Source organism: Aeromicrobium erythreum (assembly GCF_001509405.1).
Taxonomy (GTDB): Bacteria; Actinomycetota; Actinomycetes; order Propionibacteriales; family Nocardioidaceae; genus Aeromicrobium; species Aeromicrobium erythreum.
The window spans coordinates 541,866-558,842 of sequence record NZ_CP011502.1 but is presented as its reverse complement, the minus strand read 5'-3'; the positions used below and the strand labels follow the sequence as shown (position 1 = coordinate 558,842).

The window sequence follows — 16,977 nt, the reverse complement described above, 5'->3', positions numbered from 1 at the left end:
ATCCAAGTTGGAACGGTGTAGTTCGCGACCTACAGTGGCGACATGGTCGTCGTCTTCCTCACCTTCCTCAGCCTCGTCCTGACGCTCTTCGTCGGCGCCATCTTCCTGCTCGGGGCCCACCGCCTCGTGACGATGGTCGTCCGCTACGTCGAGACCCATCCGACATACTCCGAAGATGCCCGCCGGACGCTTCGCTCCCTCGCCGTCCGGCGACCTGCACGTCGGTAACCTCCGCACGGCGCTGCTCGCCTGGCTGTTCGCTCGCTCGACCCGGCGATCCTTCGTGCTGCGCGTGGAGGACCTCGACCGCGTCCGTCCAGGCGCGGAGCAGCGCCAGCTCGACGACCTCCTCGCACTCGGGCTCGACTGGGACGGGCCGGTGGTCCGCCAGAGCGAGCGCCTCGCGGCGTACGACGCGGCCGTCCAGGCGCTCGCCGACGCCGACCTGGTCTACCCCTGCTTCTGCACCCGTCGCGAGGTCCAGGAGGCGCCCACCGCACCGCACCTGCCCCCGGGCGCCTACCCGGGCACCTGCCGCGACCTGACCGACGCGCAGCGCGACGCCCGGGCCACGGCGCGGCCGGCCGCCCTGCGGCTGCGCGCAGCCGTCACCTCCTGGACGGTGCACGACGTCCTCCACGGTGACGTCGAGGGCGTCGTGGACGACGTCGTGCTGCTCCGCAACGACGGCACCCCCGCCTACAACCTCGCCGTGGTCGTCGACGACGCGGCCCAGGACGTCGACCAGGTGGTCCGGGCCGACGACCTGCTCACGTCGGCGGCCCGCCAGGCCTACCTCGCGTCGCTGCTCGACCTGCCCCAGCCCACCTACGCCCACGTGCCCCTGGCGGTCAACGTCGACGGCCGTCGGCTCGCGAAGCGCGACGGTGCGGTGACCCTGGCCGACCTCGGTCGCGACCGCGCGTGGTCGATGGTCGTCGAGTCGCTGGGTCTCGTCGGAGACACCCCGGCCGAGCTGTTGGAGTCCTTCGACGCCGCGGCGGTGCCACGCCGACCCTGGACCGTGCTCGGCTGAGCCGCCGACGAGGCCGGTGGTCCGGGCGGTCAGTGATCGGCAAGGAACGACTCCATCAGCCGGGTGACCGCCTCCGGCTGCTCGACGGTGCTGGAGTGACCGGCATCCGGCACGACCTCGAGCCGCGCGCCAGGGATGGCGGCCGCGATCGCCTCCGCCTTCGCCACAGGCGTCGCGACGTCATCGGCGCCGACCACGACGAGCGTGGGGGCGGTGATCAGGGGCAGCTCGTCGACCACCGGCTGCCGGTCGGTGACCCCGAGGATGGCGGCGCGCATGCCGCGGCGGTCGACGGTGCGCAGCTTCGCCACCCACGGGTCGACGACCTCCGCGCGTCGCGGCGACGCGAGCAGGTGCGGACCGAACATGAGCGGCTCGACCTTGCCGCGCACCGGCCCGATGCCGAGCCAGCGGTACACCCGGGCGAGCAGCCGGTACTGCGCCACCTTGTCCGGGTCCTCGGGGCCGGCACTGGTGTCCAGCAGCACGAGCGAGCGGACCCGCTCCGGGTGCCGGGCGGCGAGGCGCATCCCGACGAAGCCGCCCATCGACAGACCGGCGTAGTGCACGGCCCCGAGACCCAGGTGGTCCAGCAGGGCCACCAGGTCGTCGGTCAGGGAGTCCATGTCGGCGGTCCCGTCCTCGGCCGCTGGCGTGTCGCCCTGGCCGCGCCAGTCGACGGTGATGCAGCGGTACCGGTCGCGCAAGGCCGCCACCTGCGGGTGGAACATCCACCCGCTGAACAGCAGACCATGACCCATCACGAGGGTCGGTGCACCCGGCCAGGGCTCGCCGGTGTCGGTGTGGTGGAAGGAGATCCCGCGCAGGTTGGCGTGTGGCACGGGTCACAGGGTGCCACAGGTCGGCGCGACGTGCCCGCGTGCGACGACGCCCCCTCCCCTGCCTCGAGTGAGGCCGTGGGGAGGGGCGTCGGGTGGGCGCGAAGGACCTCAGATGAGGTTCTTCTCCTGCAGCCACTCCTTGGCGACCGTGGCCGGGTCGGCCTTCTCGTCACCGTCGACGCGACCGTTCAGCTCGATGAGGTCCTCGGTGGTGAGCTGCTCCGACACGGCGTCGAGCGTGTCCTCGACCGTGTCGCTGGCCTTCGCCTCGTTGATCAGCGGCACGATGTTCTGCGCCGCGATGAGGTTCTCCGGGTCCTCGAGCGTCACCAGGTCGTTGGCGGCGATCGAGGGGGTCGTGGAGTAGATGTTCGCGACGTCGACGTCGCCGTCCTTCAGCGCCTTGACCGTGGCCGGTCCGCCGGAGTCGCTGATCGCCGTGAAGTCGACGTCCTCGACGCCGTAGACCTTCTTCAGGCCGGGCACGCCGTAGGAGCGGGTCTCGAACTCGGGGTTGCCGCCGACCTTGACGGTGCCGAGCTTCTTGAGGTCGCCGATGGAGGTGATGCCCTCCTTCTCCGACAGCTCCGACGTCACGTTGTAGGAGTCCTTGTCCTCGGCGGCGGCCGGCTCGAAGGTCTCCAGCTTCTCGGGCAGCGCGTCCTCGAGTGCGTCGTCGACGGCGCCGGACTCGGTGGCCGTCGCGTTCTTGTCGAAGTAGAGCAGCAGGTTGCCGGTGTACTCGGGGATGAGGTCGATCTCGCCGTTCTCGAGGGCCGGGATGTAGGCCTCGCGCGCGCCGATGCGCAGCTTCTTCTCGACCTTGACGTCCTTGGCCTCGAGCGCCTGGGCGTAGATCTCGGCGATGATCTCGGACTCGCCGAAGTCGGCCGACCCGATGACGATCGTGTCGGAGTCGGAGCTGGAGGCGCCCGACTCGGTGGGGTCGCCGCCGCAGGCGGTCAGCGTCAGGGCAGCGGCCGCGAGCGCGGCGCCGAGCCCGATCTTGTGCACGGACATGTCTCTCCTAGGGGGTGGTCGTGCTCTGGCTGGTGGGGGTCGGATCGGTGCTGGAGGAGGCGGTCGTGGCGCGTCGGGAAGGGCGGGCGCGCCGCTCGGCCGCCGCCTGCGCGACGGCGAACAGGCCGTCGAGCAGCAGCGCGAGGACGACCACCACGACCGACCCGCCGACCATCTGCGGGTAGTCGCGCACGGCCTGGCCGTCGAAGATGTAGCGCCCGAGGCCGCCGAGGGACACGTAGGCCGCGACGGTCGCGGTCGCGACCACCTGCAGCGTCGCGGCGCGGAACCCGCCGACGACGAGCGGCAGGCCCAGCGGCACCTCGACCCGCGTGAGCACCTGCCACTCGGTCATGCCCTGCGCGCGGGCGGCGTCGACGGTCTGGGGGTCGACGGACTCCACGCCCGCGTAGACGCCAGCGAGCAGCGGCGGCACCGCGAGCACCGTGAGCGCCAGGATCGGTGCGCCGAGGCCGATGCCGAGCAGGAGTGTGAGCAGCGTCAGCACCCCGAGCGTGGGCAGGGCGCGCAGCGCGCCAGTGACCCCGATCGCCAGGCCGCGGAAGCGGCCGGTGTGCCCGATGTAGAGGCCGAGCGGCACGGCGACCGCCGCGGCCACGACCAACGTGAGGCTCGTGTAGCCCAGGTGCTCGAGCACCCGGTTCGGGATCCCGGTCTGACCGGTCCAGTGCGCGCCGTCGGAGAGCCAGTCGACGGCGTCGGAGACGACGCTCATGCCTCGCCCCCGAGAGTCACGGCGCTCTCGGCGACCCGACCGCCCGCGAACCGACGCCAGAACGGGCCCTGGGCCCGCCGGCTCTGGCGGTCCCACGGCATGAGCAGCCGTCCCGCGAGCACCAGGAGCGCGTCGAGCACGAGGGCCAGCACCACGATGCCGACGAGGCCGACGACGATCTCGGTGAGGAAGTCGCGCCGGTAGCCGTTGGTGAACAGCGAGCCGAGGCTGGAGACGCCGATCAGGGCGCCGACGCTGACCAGGCTGACGGTCGAGACGCTGACCACGCGGACGCCGGCGAGCAGCACCGGGCCGGCGAGGGGCAGCTCGACGCCGAAGCCCCGCTGCCGCGAGGAGTAGCCGGTGGCGGTCGCAGAGTCGAGGACGGCCGGCGAGACCGACGTGAACGCGTCGGCGGCCGTGCGCACCATGATCGCGACCGCGTAGACGCTGAGTGCCACGACCACGTTGAGCGGGTCGAGGAAGCCCGTGCCGATGATGCCGGGCAGCGTGACGAAGAGGGCGAGCGACGGGATCGTGTAGAGCACGCTGCCCACCCCGAGCAGGGTGCCGCGCAGCCGTGGGTGCCGGCTCGCGTACCAGCCGATCGGCACGGCGAGGAGGAACCCGATGACGAGAGGGACGACGCTCAGCCAGGTGTGCTGCCAGAACAGCTCGAGCACCTGGTCACGGTTGCGCCACGCCCACTCCACGGGTCAGCCCTCCAGGACGCCGGCGGGACGTCCCGACGCGTCGACGACGACCTTGCGGCCGTCACGATCCTCCACGTGCAACGAGCGGCCGCCCTTGTCGAGGCCGACGAAGCTGGCGACGAAGTCGTCGGCGGGACGGGCGAGGATGTCGGCGGGGGCACCGACCTGGGCCACCTCGCCGCCCTTCTTGAGGATGACGACCTGGTCGCCGAGCGCGAACGCCTCGTCGATGTCGTGGGTGACGAACACGATCGTCTTGTCGAGCTGGGTCTGCAGCCGACGCAGCTCGACCTGCAGCTCGAGCCGGACGATGGGGTCGACGGCGCCGAACGGCTCGTCCATGAGGAGGATGTTGGGGTCGGTCGCGAGACCGCGGGCCACGCCCACGCGCTGCTGCTGCCCGCCCGAGAGCTGCCCGGGGTACTTGCGCGCCTGCGACTCGTCGAGCCCGACCGTGCGCAGCACCTCCAGCGCCCGCTCCCGCGCGGCCTTCTTGTCGGTGCCGTTGAGCCGGAGCACCGTGGCGACGTTGTCGACGACCTTGCGGTGCGGCAGCAGGCCGGCGTGCTGCATGACGTAGCCGATGCTGCGTCGCAGGGCGACAGGGTTCTGCGTGGCGACGTCGACGTCGTCGATCAGCACCTGGCCGGCGGTCGGGTCGACCATGCGGTTGACCATCCGCAGCAGCGTCGTCTTGCCACAGCCGGAGGAGCCGACGAACACGGTGGTGGTGCGTGAGGGGATGGTGAGGTCGAAGGAGGCGACGGCCTGGGTCCCGTCCGGGAACGTCTTCCCGACGGACCGGTACTCGATCATGGGACGACAGTCTCCCCGGCCCCACTGACATCGGCAATCGGAAGGGTCGAGACCGGGAGTCCGGCCGCACGCCAGGCATGGATCCCCCCGACGACGTCGGTGGCGTCGAGGCCGAGCGAGCGCAGCGCTGCCGCCGCGAGCGACGACGTGTAGCCCTCGGTGCACAGGACGATCCACTCGGCGTCCCAGGTCGCCTGCGGGAGGCTCGCCCCCGACTCGGGGTGCAGACGCCACTCGAGGTGGTTGCGGTCGACGTGCAGCGCACCCGGCACGACCCCGTCGGCCTCGCGCTGCCACTGCGGTCGGATGTCGACGAGGACGGCGCCGGCGCGGACCCGGTGGGCGGCCTGATGGGGCGTGACGCGCACGAGCTGACGTCGGGCGTCGGCGAGCAGCGCGTCGACGGAGGCGAAGCGCGCGCGACGTCGGGGCGGCTCGGCGGGCAGCGCGCTCACGATGCGACCCGTCCTGCCGCGGGGCCGCGGACGCTCTCGGGGGCGGCGATCTCGGGGTCGTCGCTCCAGACGTGCGCGAGGCGCACGAGCTGGTCGGCGCCGTCGGAGCCCCGCTCGACGTCGAAGAAGTCCATCCGCTCGAGCGGGGGCGAGTACACGTGGACGCTCACCGCGGTGGCCTCCCGCGTGTTGCGCACGTCGTGCACGTAGCCGGGGCCGAACGCCACCACGTCGCCGCGCGTGCGGGTGCTCTCCTCGAGCTCGCGCGCGGCCGGGTCCCACACGAGCTCGTCGAGCTCGCCGGCGACGACCGTGAACGCGCCGCTGGACCCGCCGTGACCGTGGAGCTGCGTGCCCTGCTCCTCGGTCCAGGAGATCAGCCAGACGTCGACGTCGGCGTCGTGGTGCAGGCGCACGTGCCACCGCTCGTCGGGGTCGGCGTGCACGGAGTGGAGCTCGGCACGCACCTGCTCGGCCACACAGGTCGCCTGCTCCACGAGCTGCGCGAGGGGCAGGGCGTGGCGGCGACGTCGTGGGCTCATGGGTCTGATCGAACCGTTCCCCGCGCCCCAGCGGACGACGTCCCACGATGCGGAAGGGTCGCTGACGAGGGGATGGTCGTGATAGATCCGCGCCGTCGCGCCTCTGGCCGCGCCGCCCAGGAGGGGGGCCTGGTGTGGGTGGTCGCGGGGATGGGATACAGTTGCGTCCGCGGTTGAGCCGCACTGCAAGGCCCCGTGGCGCAGTTGGTTAGCGCGCCGCCCTGTCACGGCGGAGGTCGCGGGTTCGAGTCCCGTCGGGGTCGCAGAGAAGCACGAGGAAGGGCCCACGCCGCCAGGCGTGGGTTCTTCCTCGTGCTGCGTGTCCTCTGCCCTTGGGGTTGGGCCCCACCGCAAGGGCGACTCCCCCACCCAGCCCTGCGTGGGGGAGATGCCTTGGGGTTGGGGGGACTGCCTGGCATGCACGTGACGGTGTCTGGTGGATCACAGCGGGAATGCTGCCGTTCGACCTTGTCGTTGAACGTTCCATGACTTCCACGAGCACGACGCCGTACGTCCTCGACGATGCGGCCCTCGACACCCTGTTCCGTGAGGCGCGCACCGCCAACACGTTCACCGACGAGCCGGTGACGGTCGACGACATCCGGGCGATCCACGACCTGTTCCGCTTCGGCCCGACGGCGATGAACAACCAGCCGCTGCGCCTCGTCGTGGTGCAGAGTCCCGAGGCCCGCGAGCGCCTGGTCCAGCACATGGGCGGCAGCAACAAGGCGAAGACCGCCTCGGCGCCGGCCGTCGTCATCGTCGCGGCCGACGAGGCGTTCCAGGAGCGTCTCGAGGAGCACTTCCCCCACGCGCCCGGCGTGCGGAAGATGTTCGACGACGATGCCGAGCTGCGCGTCGACAACGCACGTCTGAACACCGCACTCCAGACGGGCTACCTGATCCTCGCCATCCGCGCGGCGGGTCTGGCCGCCGGTCCGATGGCCGGCTTCGACCGCGCCGGCGTCGACGCCGAGTTCCTCGCGGGCACCTCATGGCGCTCGGAGTACGTCATCAACATCGGGCACCCCGGCCCCGACGCCTGGGCCGACCGGCTGCCGCGCATCTCCTTCGACGACGCCGTCACCGTCGTCTGAGCCCCTCGTCACGGGCGACGGTCACCGCCTGCGCGCTCTCCCGGGGGCGTGCGATAAGGTGATCGTCGCCCGGTACGACGACGGGCGAAGGTCAGGTAGCTCAGTTGGTAGAGCGTCCGCCTGAAAAGCGGAAGGTCAGCGGTTCGACCCCGCTCCTGACCACCTCCACGGTCCATCTTCCCGGACTGGCCCTCTCTTGTGGCACCACGAGCGCTGCGGCACGCGCTTCAGACGATCGCGTTCTGCTGGTAGAGCTTGGTCAGCGTGGTGCCGGGACCGTGCTCGACGACGTCGCCGTCCCCGATCCCGGCCCGGCGCATCCACGCGCAGCAGGCCCGCCGCTGCACGGGTGAGGCCAGCTGGCGGACGAGCAGCTCGCGGTACTCCGTGCTGGGCGTCGGCCCGGCAGTTCCGGTCCGGATCAGCCTCGGGTGATGTTGTGGTTCACCCGGAGCACGTTCATGGGGTCGTAGGCCTCCTTGGCCGCGCACAGCGCCTCCCAGTCGGCGTCGTCGTAGGCACGTCGGACCCGACGACGTGTCTGGTCCTTGCTGAACAGGAAGCCGGGCAGCGCCTTCTCGGGCAGCCACGGCGCCAGCGCGTCGAGCACGGAGCGCTGCGCGGCGAAGACCTCCTCGCGACGGTCCTCGAACGCCGGGTTGGTCACGAACAGCTGGTAGCCGCCGCGGGCGTGGCTGGCCGTCGACACCGAGACGGTCGAGGCGAGCACGCCACCCAGCTGGCGCAGCTCGACCCCGCCGAACGGGAGCGTCGCGTGCTGCCCGGCCACGGACACGAGCGCCTCGACCGCGTCGTCGGGAAGCTCGTCGAGCACCCTGGTCTCGATCCACGCCGGGGTGGCCCGCGGCGGGTCGAGGTAGACCTGGCCGATCTGGTCGTAGGGCATCGGCCTGACGGTGTCGGCCTCCACCGTCAGGGCGCGCAGCGGCTTCAGGAGTGCGTCGGCCGCGTCGAGGGACCCGACATAGGCCACCCGGACCTGGACGAAGTAGCGGTTGCGCTTCTCCGGCGGCGTCTGCGGCAGGTCGGGGAAGCGGAGCACGACGAGCGAGGAGCTCATCTCCTGCGGCAGGTCTCGGCTCCATGCAGCCCACGTGCGGATGACCTCGTCGACGTCCTCCTCCCCAAACGTGATGGTGCCGCCGACGAAGGACTCGAGCACCGGGGTGGCGATCTCGGCCGACACGATCACCCCGGCGTTGCCCCGGCCTCCGAGCGAGGCGGCGAACAGGTCGGGCCGCTGGGTCGGCGAGCAGACGTGGAGCTCGCCGTCGACCGTCGCCACCTCCAGCGACCGGACCGTGTCGGCCGCCAGTCCGTGACTGCGGGCGAGCACGGGCAGCCCCCACCGGAGAGGTAGCCCGCGACGCCGACGTCGGGCGAGGAGCCGCAGAGCGCGACCCGCCCGGCGGCGACGACGGTCGGCAGGACGTCGCGCCAGCGGACTCCCGCGCCGACGACGACCGTGTCGGGTCTCAGCTCGACGTCGTCGAGCCCGGACAGGTCGAGCAGGATCGAGCGGCCCAGCTCCACCGAGGCGCCGTGGCCGGTGGCCTGGACGGCCACGGGCCAGCCGTGCTCGTCGGCCACGCGGAGCGCCGCGGCCACCTGGCCCCCGGTCCGAGGACGCACGACGAGGGCCGGCGGGACGTCGAGGGTCAGGTTCCACCCGCGCCAGTCCTCGTCGGTCTGCGGCACGAAGGCCGCGACGGGCTCCGGCAGTGCCGCGAGCGTGCTGTCGAGATCCGCGCGCAGGTACCCCGGGCCCGGCTCGACGACGTGCCACGGCGCGACCCCCCGGTCCTGTCCGCGACGCGACGAAGTCGGTCGTCGTCGAGGCGACCGTCCGGCCGGCGACCTGGACCTCGGCCGTGCCGCTGCCCCGGTACGTCTCGCCGTCGATCACCGCGTCGACGGCGATGTGCACCTGGACCGGGTGCTCCCGGTCGAAGAGGGTCTCGACGAGCGTGTACGAGAACCCTTCGGCTCGCGACGTCCACGCGCCGTGGCCCTCGCTCGCCGGGGTCCGCAGGGCCACGGTGCCGTCGCCGGCGAACGACAGGAGGAACGCGTCCTCACGACCGTCGTGCGGCGCGACACCCTTCCAGGTGCCGACGGGGGTCTTCTCGATCGGGTCCATCGGTGGGTCTCCTTGTCTGGCCGGTGCGGCCGGTACGAGCCGTCCCGCTGGGGCGTGGGAGGCGGCGAACGATCAGGGCAACGCTTGTACACTCGTGACGGTCCGGCCGGCCCTCGACGGGCCGCGAGAGCTTCCCAGCGCTGCGTGACCCGCAACCGGGTCGAGTCGAGAGGACGTCATGGAGAAGACCGCACCACTCAGTCCGACCTCCAAGGGAGGGCTGACACGGCAGCGCATCCTCGACAGTGCTCGGCGGTGCTTCGCCACGCACGGGTACGAGCGGACGACGATCCGTCGCGTGGCCGAGGAGGCCGAGATCGACAAGTCCTCCGTCATGAAGTACTTCGGCACCAAGGAGAACCTGTTCCGCGAGTGCGTGGCCTGGGACATCCCCATCGACGCTCTGACCTCCGAGGGCCAGGAGGAGTCGGCGCAGCGGTACGTCTCCACGATGCTGCGCATGTGGGAGGCCGACCCGCACTCGCCGATGGCCGTCCTGCTGCGCACCAGCATGACGAGCGAGCTCGCCGCGTCGATGCTCCGAGAGCACATGACCCGTGCGTCGATCGACGTCATCGAGCGGCACATCGACGCCGACGAGGCCCGCCTGCGCGCGGCGATCTTCTCCGCGATCATGATGGGCCTGGCGAGCGGTCGGCACATCATCGGGCTGCCGGACCTCACCGACGCCGACATCGACCGCATCGTCGAGGTCGCGTCTCCTATGGTCGCCACGCTGCTGCACCCCTAGACCGGTCCAGCCGGGGTCGTCCGGCTCTCGCGCCGCCCCTCACGCTGCGACCCCTGCTGACCCTCGACCGCGGAGTCACGGCGCACGGTCAGCGCGACCACGACCGCCGCGAGGACGTAGATCCCCGCGACGGCGAGGAACGCGGTGGTGAATCCCTCCGAGAGTGCCGCGCGGGCGGAGGCGAGCAACGTCTCGTCCCCGGTGGACTCGGCCCGCAGCAGCTCCTGGGCCGCGGACGGCAGCTGGCCGGTGCTGACCTGGGTGGCCAGGACCACGAGCGTCGCGAGACCGATGGCGCCACCCACCTGCTGGGCGGTGTTCATGACCGCCGCCGCAGCACCCGAGTCGGGGCCGTCGACGCGGGACATCGCCGAGATCGTGAGCGGGACGAAGGTCGACCCCAGGCCGAGGGCCGTCACCACCATGGGCGCCACGATCGCCGTGGCGTAGCCGGAGTCGACGTCGAGGAAGCTCAGCCAGAGCATGCCGAGCGCGGTGACGGACAGGCCACCGCCGGCGATGACGGCCGGCGCGAGCCGCGGGAGGAGCCGCGGCGCCAGCACCCCGGAGCCGACGAAGATGGCCGTCGCCCAGGGCAGGTAGGCCAAGGCCGACTCGATCGCGGAGTACCCCAGCACCTGCTGCATGTAGAGCGTGAAGAAGTAGTACGTCGCGAACATCCCCGTGCCGAGCAGCAGCATCGCGACGTTGGCGCCCGCGCGGGTCCGGTCGCGCAGGATGGCGAGCGGCAGCAGCGGGTGCGCGACACGGTCCTGGGCGACCACGAAGACGCCGATGAAGACCGCGGCCGCTCCGTAGAGGGCGATCGAGGCCGGGTCGCCCCAGCCGTGCTCACCACTACGCGTGATCGCGTAGACGAGCGAGGTCACGCCGAGGGTGCCGAGGACCGCGCTCGGGATGTTGAGCTCGGAGCGGTGGCGCTCCCCCGACCGCAGGTAGCGGGCCCCGAGGAACAGGGCGACGGCGATCGGGATGTTCACCAGGAGCACCCAGCGCCAGCTCGCGTAGGACGTCAGCACGCCACCGAACAGCAGACCCGCGGTGGAGCCGAGCCCGGCCATCGCGCCGTACAGTCCCATCGCCCGACCTCGCGCCTGTCCCTCGAACGACGTGGCGATGAGCGCGAGGGCGGCGGGGGCCACGATGGCCGCACCCATCCCCTGCAGGACACGGGCGCCGATGAGGACCTCCTGCGACCAGGCCAGACCACCGAGCAGCGAGGCGCCGGCGAAGAGCACCAGGCCGACCCGGAAGATGGCGACGCGCCCGAGCACGTCACCGAGCCGGCCACCCAGCAGCAGGAAGCCGCCGAAGGCGAGCGCGTAGGCGTTCACGACCCACGCGAGCAGCACGCCGCTCATGTCGAACGCCTGCTGGATGCTGGAGAGCGCGATGTTCATGATCGTGCCGTCGAGCACCACCATGAACTGGGCGCCGGCGATCACGGCCAGGGCCAGCCCGGGCCTCGTGACCCCCGGACTGTCGGTGGCGGTGGTGACGGTCTTCTCGGTGGTCATGGAGGTCCCCTGTCGTCGGCGGTGGCGTCGCAGTCCCGTAGAAGTGTACAAGCGGTGCTTTCTCAGGATAGCGAAAAGTAGCCAGGTGTACACCCCCGCCGCCGTCGGTGTCCCTGGGGTGTGCGGACTGTGGCCCGACCGGCGGTCAGGACCAGGCGGCGCAGACCAGCAGACCGCGCGCCTGCACCCAGCGGCCGGGCACCTCCGCACGGACGACGGACGCGCTCGATCCGTCCGTGACCGTCGCGACGAAGCCGTCGCCGTCGTCCAGGCGCACCTCGGCGCCGCGGAAGCCGGGCGAGGTGCCGTGCACGGGGAACCAGGCCTTGAAGACCGCCTCCTTGACGCAGAACAGCAGGCGGTCCCAGGCGACCTCGGGTCGCGCGGCCGACCGCTCGGCCAGCCAGGTGCGCTCGGTCGCGCTCGCGATCCGCGCCAGCACGGTGGGTGGGAGCGCGGCAGCCGGCTCCGCGTCGATCCCCAGGGCGCGCCACCGCGACGCCTCCCCCAGCGCGGCGGCGACGTAGCCGTCGCAGTGCGTCACCGACCCCACGACACCGACGGGCCACGTCGGCGCCCCACGCGCGCCGGGAAGGATCGGCACGGGCGCACGCCCGAGGTCGACGAGGGCCTCGCGGGCGAGCCGCCGACCCGCGGCGAACTGGCGTCGCCGACGCGGCACGGCGGCAGCGACGACCGCGGCCTCGTCGGGGCTCAGGCCCGAGTCGTCACCCTGCAGGCGCAGGTCCGCCACGAGCTCGCGCGCCACCACCCCGGCGGGCACCAGCCCGGCGAGCAGCCCGCCGTCACCGCCGCCAGCTCGCGTCCCCATCGCCCCAGGCTAGGGCCGTCGCCCCGCTGGGGAACGTCACCGCCCGGTTCTCGGCGTCACTCCGGCGACGACGTCCCGAAGCGCGCGGGCTGCGGGTAGCGCGGGGAGAGCGTGTCGCCCGATGAGGTGCCGGTGAGCCGGCGCTTGATCCAGGGCGCTGCATGGGTGCGGGCCCAGGCCAGGTTCTCGGCACGCAGCTCACGCGGGGTGCGGACGACGGCCTCGCCGAGCGCGAGCGGCTCGAGGTCGTGCGCGACGCCGAGCACGTCGAGCACGGCGATGGCCATGCGCTGGTGACCCGCCGACGACATGTGCAGGCGGTCGACGTCCCACATCCGCGGCTCGCGGTACTCCCGCATGCGCCAGAAGTCGACCAGGCGCGTGCCGTGCCGTTCGGCCACCTCGCGGACGAGCTCGTTGTAGATCGCGAACCGGCCACGCCCGGCCGCGAAGATGGGGAACCCGGCCGGGTCGAACGCGGTGAACAGCACGACCGTCGCACCGGTGCCGACGAGCCGGCCGACCGCGTCGTCGTAGCGCGCCACGAGCGCGTCGACGTCGACCCTCGGCCGCATGATGTCGTTGCCGCCGGCGTAGAGCGTGACGAGGTCCGGCCGCGCCGCGAGCGCCGGCTCGAGCTGCTCGTCGAGCACCGCACCGAGCTTGCGACCGCGGATCGCCAGGTTCGCGTAGGCGAACGACGAGCCGACCTCCTCGGCCCGCGCGGCGAGCACCTCGGCGACCCGGTCGGCCCAGCCCCGCACCCCGTTCGGCAGCGTCAGGTCGTGGTCGCCGACGCCCTCCGTGAACGAGTCCCCGAGTGCGACGTAGGTGCGGTAGGTCATCGCTCCAGGCTAGGAGCCCGCTCCCGGCGGACCGCGGCCTGGTCCCCGTAGGCTGACGACATGGACCTCGGACTGGCAGGCAGGACGTACGTCGTCACCGGAGGCTCCCGCGGCCTCGGCCGCGCGAGCGCGGAGGTGCTGGTCGCGGAGGGCGCGAACGTCGTGCTGTCGTCGCGCTCGCAGGAGTCCGTCGACGCCGCCGTCGCGGAGCTCGGCGAGCTCGGACCGGGTGGGGTCGCGGGCCTCGCGGCCGACAACGCCGACACCGCCACCCCCGCCGCGCTCGTCGCGCTCGCCCAGGAGCGCTTCGGCGCCGTGCACGGAGCCCTCGTGAGCGTCGGCGGCCCGCCTCCGGGCACCGTCCTCGGCCGCAGCGACGAGGAGTGGCGCGGTGCGTTCGAGAGCGTCTTCCTCGGCGGCCTGCGGGTCGCCACGACGGTGGCGGAGGCGATCGAGCCGGGCCAGGGCGGATCGATCGCGCTCGTGCTGTCGACGTCGGCCAAGGCACCCGTCACGGGGCTCGGGATCTCCAACGGCCTGCGACCCGGTCTCGCGATGGCCGCCAAGGACCTCGCCGACGAGCTCGGACCCCGCGACGTGCGGGTCAACGCGCTGCTCCCGGGACGGGTCGACACCGAGCGCGTGCGGGAGCTCGACGCCCTGTCGGGCGACCCCGACGGGTCCCGCGAGCGCGCCGCCGCCGGCATCCCCCTGCGGCGCTACGGCCGACCCGAGGAGTTCGGGCGGGCGGCCGCATTCCTGCTCTCCCCCGCCGCCGGCTACCTCAGCGGCGTCATGCTCCCCGTCGACGGCGGGATCTCGCGCACCCTCTGACCAGCACCGGCGTCACCGGCGCGGCAGCACCGTGTCGGCCGGCGCGGTCCGGTCGGCGGGCGTCCACCCCGGCGGGCCGAACAGGTAGCCGAGCTTGTCGCGCAGCCGCGGGCTCGAGCGGACGTCGCGGACGATCTCGACGTAGTCGCCGTACTGCAGGCGGAGCAGGTTGTAGGTGTCGACCTGCTTCGTCAGCCCGTACCGGGGACGCTGCAGCTCCGGCGCGAACGACCCGAACAGGCGGTCCCAGACGATGAGGATGCCGCCGTAGTTCTTGTCGAGGTACTCGGGGTCGCTGCCGTGGTGCACGCGGTGGTGCGACGGCGTGTTCATGACGTACTCGACCGGTCGGGGCAGCCTCCCGACCAGCTCGGTGTGGACGAAGAACTGGTAGACGAGGTTGAACCCGAAGGCGACGTAGAGCGTCCAGGGCGCGAATCCGAGCAGCGGGAGCGGCAGCCAGAAGAAGAACTCGAACCACGGGTTCCACTTCTGGCGCAACGCGGTGCCGAAGTTCATGAACTCGCTCGAGTGATGGGCCTGGTGGCCCGCCCACGCGATGCGCACCCGGTGGCTGAACCGATGGTGCCAGTAGTAGCCGAGGTCGACGCCGAGGACGACGAGCACCCAGTACCACCAGGTGTCCGTCGGGAGGTGGAACGGCGCCACGTAGGCGTACACGGCGACGAAGCCGAAGAACGTCACCACCTTGAACGCCGTCAGGAACACCAGCGACAGGACCCCCATCGAGATCGACGTGCGGGCGTCCTTCAGGGCGTAGCCGCTCGTGCTGTCGTCGTGGTCGAGCCAGCGCAGGGCCGCCAGCTCCACGAGGATCGCGAGCACGAAGAACGGGGCGGCGTAGGTGACCGGGTTCTTGAGCGGGTCGAGCAGGTCGTGCACAGCGCCTCCAGGTATATGACTTGCGGGTAAGTTACCACCGGTTCATACCCGCGCGCCAGACCCGGATAGAGTCCGGGCCATGGCCGCTCGACCCAACGCCGGCACCAAGGGGGTCCCCCGCGCCGACCGCGAGCGCCAGATCCTCGCCGTCGCCTCGGTCGCCTTCGGCACCCACGGCTTCGTCGGCACGAACGTCGCCGACGTCGCCCGCGCCGCAGGCATCTCCAAGCCGCTCGTCTACGCCTACTTCGGGTCGAAGGAGGGGCTGTACGCCGCCTGCCTCGACCGCGCCGGCGCGCTGCTCGGCGACGAGATCGAGCGCGTGGCGCGTGGCGACGTCGTCGGCCTCGAGCGCGGCGTGCGGACGCTCGAGGGCATGTTCGACGTGCTGGAGGACCAACGGCACGTGTGGCGTCTGCTGCACGACCGCAGCGCGCCGTCCACGCCCGAGGTGGCCACCGTCGTCGCGGCGCACACGGACCGCATCCACGCCCTGGCCCACGAGGGGGTCAGCGAGCTGCTCGCCCTCGCCGGCGTGCAGGACGGCCTCGACGTCTCCGCGATGACCGCCACCTGGCTCGGCATCGTCGACTCGCTCATGGACTGGTGGGTCGCCCACCCCGAGCAGAGCGCCGCCGACATGGTCGAGCGGGTCACCCGCCTCGTCGCCGCCCTGTTCACCGACGCCGCCGGCGCCACGCGATGACGGCACGACCGGGCGTCGCGGTGCTCACCGGCTCCTCCAGCGGCATCGGCGCCGAGGCGGCCGTGCAGCTGGGACGTCGCGGCTGGACGGTGTGCCTGCTCGCCCGCCGCGCCGACGAGCTCGCCGCCGTCGCCCAGCGGGTCCGCGAGGCCGGCGGCACGGCGCACGTGCACCCGGTCGACCTCACCGACGACGCCGACGTCCGGTCGGTCGTCGACGTGCTGCTCGCCGAGCACCCGCGCATCGACGTGCTCGTCAACAACGCCGCCCGCTCCATCCGGCGCCCGATCCGCGAGTCCGTCGACCGGCTGCACGACTACGAGCGGACGATGGCGGTCAACTACCTGGGCGCCGTGCGGCTCACGCTCGCGCTGCTGCCCCGCCTGCTCGAGCAGGAGCGGGTCGACGGCTCCCGCGGTCACGTCGTGTTCTCCTCGACGATGTCGACGCAGCTGCCGATCCCGCTCTTCTCGGCGTACCTCGGCAGCAAGGCAGCGCTCGAGTCGTTCGCCCGGTCGCTGCTCGCCGAGCACGGCCACGACGGCGTGACGACGACGGTGGTGCACTTCCCGATGGTGCGCACGCCGATGTCCGGCGCGACCGCGATCTACGCGGCCATGCCGATGATGAGCCCGGACAAGGCGGGCGGCTGGCTCGTCCGCGCAGCCGTCGACCGGCCCACCCGGGTCACCAGTCTCGGCGGCGCGGTGTCCGAGGCCGGCATGTCCGTGCTCCCGGGCGTGCTCACCAAGGTGGTCACGCCCGGCATCCGCCGCATGGACCGTCGACTCGCGCGCCGCACCCGCGACGACTGAGCCGCGCCGTCAGCGGTCGTCGGAGCGCCCGTCGGCAGGCCCGATGACGCCGGCCCGCTCGAGGGCCCGCAGCACCAGCCCGGCGCCGATCACCGCGGCACCAAGGGCGAGGAGCACTGTCGAGGCGACCGTCACGGACGACAGCACGAGCAGGGCGCCGCGACCTCCCGAGAAGCCGTCGGGGACGAGGAGCTGCAGCACCAGGGGGATCGCCGCGCCCGTGACCAGCAGCACCACCCCACCGACGAGGATCGAGCGGGCCTCGACGTACGGGGGCGTCATCGCGTCTCCTGACCGGTCCCGGACCGCCCAGGAACCTGCGCGCAGCCTAGCGG

The 16,977-nt window shown here is 72.3% G+C and carries 21 protein-coding genes and 2 tRNA genes; 9 read left to right on the top strand and 14 right to left on the bottom strand.

Annotation, left to right across the window (positions count from 1 at the left end; translation table 11 throughout):
- Positions 1-42 precede the first annotated feature (42 nt).
- Complete coding sequence (locus Aeryth_RS17810; protein WP_067854345.1) at positions 43-228, top strand: hypothetical protein; 186 nt, start codon at positions 43-45, stop codon at positions 226-228.
- Positions 176-1,036: a tRNA glutamyl-Q(34) synthetase GluQRS gene (gene gluQRS, locus Aeryth_RS02725; RefSeq protein ID WP_067854342.1), complete on the top strand. Its 861-nt coding sequence runs from the start codon at positions 176-178 to the stop codon at positions 1,034-1,036. Before Aeryth_RS17810 ends, gluQRS begins: the two co-directional genes overlap by 53 nt.
- Positions 1,037-1,065: 29 nt before the next feature.
- Here the strand turns inward: gluQRS and Aeryth_RS02720 are convergent, their stop codons facing one another.
- From Aeryth_RS02720 to Aeryth_RS02690, 7 genes are all read right to left on the bottom strand, one after another.
- Positions 1,066-1,878 (bottom strand): alpha/beta fold hydrolase, encoded by an 813-nt coding sequence (locus Aeryth_RS02720; RefSeq protein ID WP_067854339.1) that lies wholly within the window; start codon positions 1,876-1,878, stop codon positions 1,066-1,068.
- Between the two features lie 108 nt (positions 1,879-1,986).
- Entirely contained in the window at positions 1,987-2,898 is a 912-nt protein-coding gene (locus Aeryth_RS02715; protein ID WP_067854336.1) for an ABC transporter substrate-binding protein, read from the bottom strand.
- A 7-nt stretch (positions 2,899-2,905) separates the two neighbouring features.
- On the bottom strand, positions 2,906-3,634 hold the full coding sequence (locus Aeryth_RS02710; RefSeq protein ID WP_083516204.1) for an ABC transporter permease: 729 nt from the start codon (positions 3,632-3,634) through the stop codon (positions 2,906-2,908).
- The gene (locus Aeryth_RS02705) at positions 3,631-4,347 is read right to left on the bottom strand and encodes an ABC transporter permease (protein WP_067854334.1); all 717 of its coding nucleotides are present in this window, start codon (positions 4,345-4,347) and stop codon (positions 3,631-3,633) included. Before Aeryth_RS02705 ends, Aeryth_RS02710 begins: the two co-directional genes overlap by 4 nt.
- A 3-nt stretch (positions 4,348-4,350) precedes the next feature.
- On the bottom strand, positions 4,351-5,163 hold the full coding sequence (locus Aeryth_RS02700; protein ID WP_067854331.1) for an ABC transporter ATP-binding protein: 813 nt from the start codon (positions 5,161-5,163) through the stop codon (positions 4,351-4,353).
- Entirely contained in the window at positions 5,160-5,618 is a 459-nt protein-coding gene (locus Aeryth_RS02695; protein WP_067854328.1) for a rhodanese-like domain-containing protein, read from the bottom strand. Before Aeryth_RS02695 ends, Aeryth_RS02700 begins: the two co-directional genes overlap by 4 nt.
- Complete coding sequence (locus tag Aeryth_RS02690; RefSeq protein ID WP_067854326.1) at positions 5,615-6,160, bottom strand: cysteine dioxygenase; 546 nt, start codon at positions 6,158-6,160, stop codon at positions 5,615-5,617. Before Aeryth_RS02690 ends, Aeryth_RS02695 begins: the two co-directional genes overlap by 4 nt.
- A gap of 189 nt (positions 6,161-6,349) precedes the next feature.
- On the opposite strand from Aeryth_RS02690, the gene Aeryth_RS02685 reads away from it, so the two are divergent.
- The 3 genes from Aeryth_RS02685 (at position 6,350) to Aeryth_RS02675 (ending at position 7,419) form a co-directional block, all read left to right on the top strand.
- A tRNA-Asp gene (locus Aeryth_RS02685) sits at positions 6,350-6,423 on the top strand.
- A gap of 222 nt (positions 6,424-6,645) precedes the next feature.
- Positions 6,646-7,257, top strand: coding sequence for a malonic semialdehyde reductase (locus Aeryth_RS02680; protein WP_067854324.1), 612 nt, complete (start codon positions 6,646-6,648; stop codon positions 7,255-7,257).
- Between the two features lie 89 nt (positions 7,258-7,346).
- Positions 7,347-7,419: transfer RNA gene (locus Aeryth_RS02675), tRNA-Phe, on the top strand.
- A gap of 259 nt (positions 7,420-7,678) precedes the next feature.
- Here Aeryth_RS02675 and Aeryth_RS02670 read toward each other — a convergent pair.
- Both Aeryth_RS02670 and Aeryth_RS02665 read right to left on the bottom strand, forming a co-directional pair.
- Positions 7,679-8,563, bottom strand: coding sequence for an FAD-binding oxidoreductase (locus tag Aeryth_RS02670; protein WP_067854322.1), 885 nt, complete (start codon positions 8,561-8,563; stop codon positions 7,679-7,681).
- Positions 8,467-8,976 (bottom strand): FAD-binding oxidoreductase, encoded by a 510-nt coding sequence (locus Aeryth_RS02665; protein WP_067854320.1) that lies wholly within the window; start codon positions 8,974-8,976, stop codon positions 8,467-8,469. Before Aeryth_RS02665 ends, Aeryth_RS02670 begins: the two co-directional genes overlap by 97 nt.
- A 620-nt stretch (positions 8,977-9,596) precedes the next feature.
- Here Aeryth_RS02665 and Aeryth_RS02660 point away from each other — a divergent pair.
- Positions 9,597-10,169, top strand: a complete 573-nt coding sequence (locus Aeryth_RS02660; protein ID WP_067854317.1) for a TetR/AcrR family transcriptional regulator — start codon at positions 9,597-9,599, stop codon at positions 10,167-10,169.
- On the opposite strand, the gene Aeryth_RS02655 is transcribed toward Aeryth_RS02660, so the two are convergent.
- From Aeryth_RS02655 to Aeryth_RS02645, 3 genes are all read right to left on the bottom strand, one after another.
- Positions 10,166-11,707 carry an MFS transporter gene (locus Aeryth_RS02655; protein ID WP_067854314.1) on the bottom strand — a complete coding sequence of 514 codons (1,542 nt, stop codon included), beginning with the start codon at positions 11,705-11,707 and terminating at the stop codon, positions 10,166-10,168. The genes Aeryth_RS02660 and Aeryth_RS02655 overlap by 4 nt on opposite strands.
- 145 nt (positions 11,708-11,852) lie before the next feature.
- A complete protein-coding gene (locus Aeryth_RS02650) occupies positions 11,853-12,539 on the bottom strand; it encodes a 4'-phosphopantetheinyl transferase family protein (protein ID WP_083516202.1) in 687 nt (228 codons plus the stop codon).
- 56 nt (positions 12,540-12,595) lie between these two features.
- Positions 12,596-13,384, bottom strand: a complete 789-nt coding sequence (locus tag Aeryth_RS02645; protein WP_067854311.1) for an SGNH/GDSL hydrolase family protein — start codon at positions 13,382-13,384, stop codon at positions 12,596-12,598.
- 60 nt (positions 13,385-13,444) lie between these two features.
- Between Aeryth_RS02645 and Aeryth_RS02640 the strand changes: the two genes are divergently transcribed.
- On the top strand, positions 13,445-14,218 hold the full coding sequence (locus tag Aeryth_RS02640) for an SDR family oxidoreductase (protein WP_067854308.1): 774 nt from the start codon (positions 13,445-13,447) through the stop codon (positions 14,216-14,218).
- Between the two features lie 12 nt (positions 14,219-14,230).
- On the opposite strand, the gene Aeryth_RS02635 is transcribed toward Aeryth_RS02640, so the two are convergent.
- Complete coding sequence (locus tag Aeryth_RS02635) at positions 14,231-15,121, bottom strand: sterol desaturase family protein (RefSeq protein ID WP_067854305.1); 891 nt, start codon at positions 15,119-15,121, stop codon at positions 14,231-14,233.
- A gap of 79 nt (positions 15,122-15,200) precedes the next feature.
- Between Aeryth_RS02635 and Aeryth_RS02630 the strand changes: the two genes are divergently transcribed.
- Both Aeryth_RS02630 and Aeryth_RS02625 read left to right on the top strand, forming a co-directional pair.
- On the top strand, positions 15,201-15,827 hold the full coding sequence (locus Aeryth_RS02630; RefSeq protein ID WP_067854301.1) for a TetR/AcrR family transcriptional regulator: 627 nt from the start codon (positions 15,201-15,203) through the stop codon (positions 15,825-15,827).
- A complete protein-coding gene (locus Aeryth_RS02625) occupies positions 15,824-16,642 on the top strand; it encodes an SDR family NAD(P)-dependent oxidoreductase (RefSeq protein WP_067854300.1) in 819 nt (272 codons plus the stop codon). Before Aeryth_RS02630 ends, Aeryth_RS02625 begins: the two co-directional genes overlap by 4 nt.
- Before the next feature lie 9 nt (positions 16,643-16,651).
- Here the strand turns inward: Aeryth_RS02625 and Aeryth_RS02620 are convergent, their stop codons facing one another.
- The gene (locus Aeryth_RS02620) at positions 16,652-16,924 is read right to left on the bottom strand and encodes a hypothetical protein (protein ID WP_067854299.1); all 273 of its coding nucleotides are present in this window, start codon (positions 16,922-16,924) and stop codon (positions 16,652-16,654) included.
- Positions 16,925-16,977: the final 53 nt, after the last annotated feature.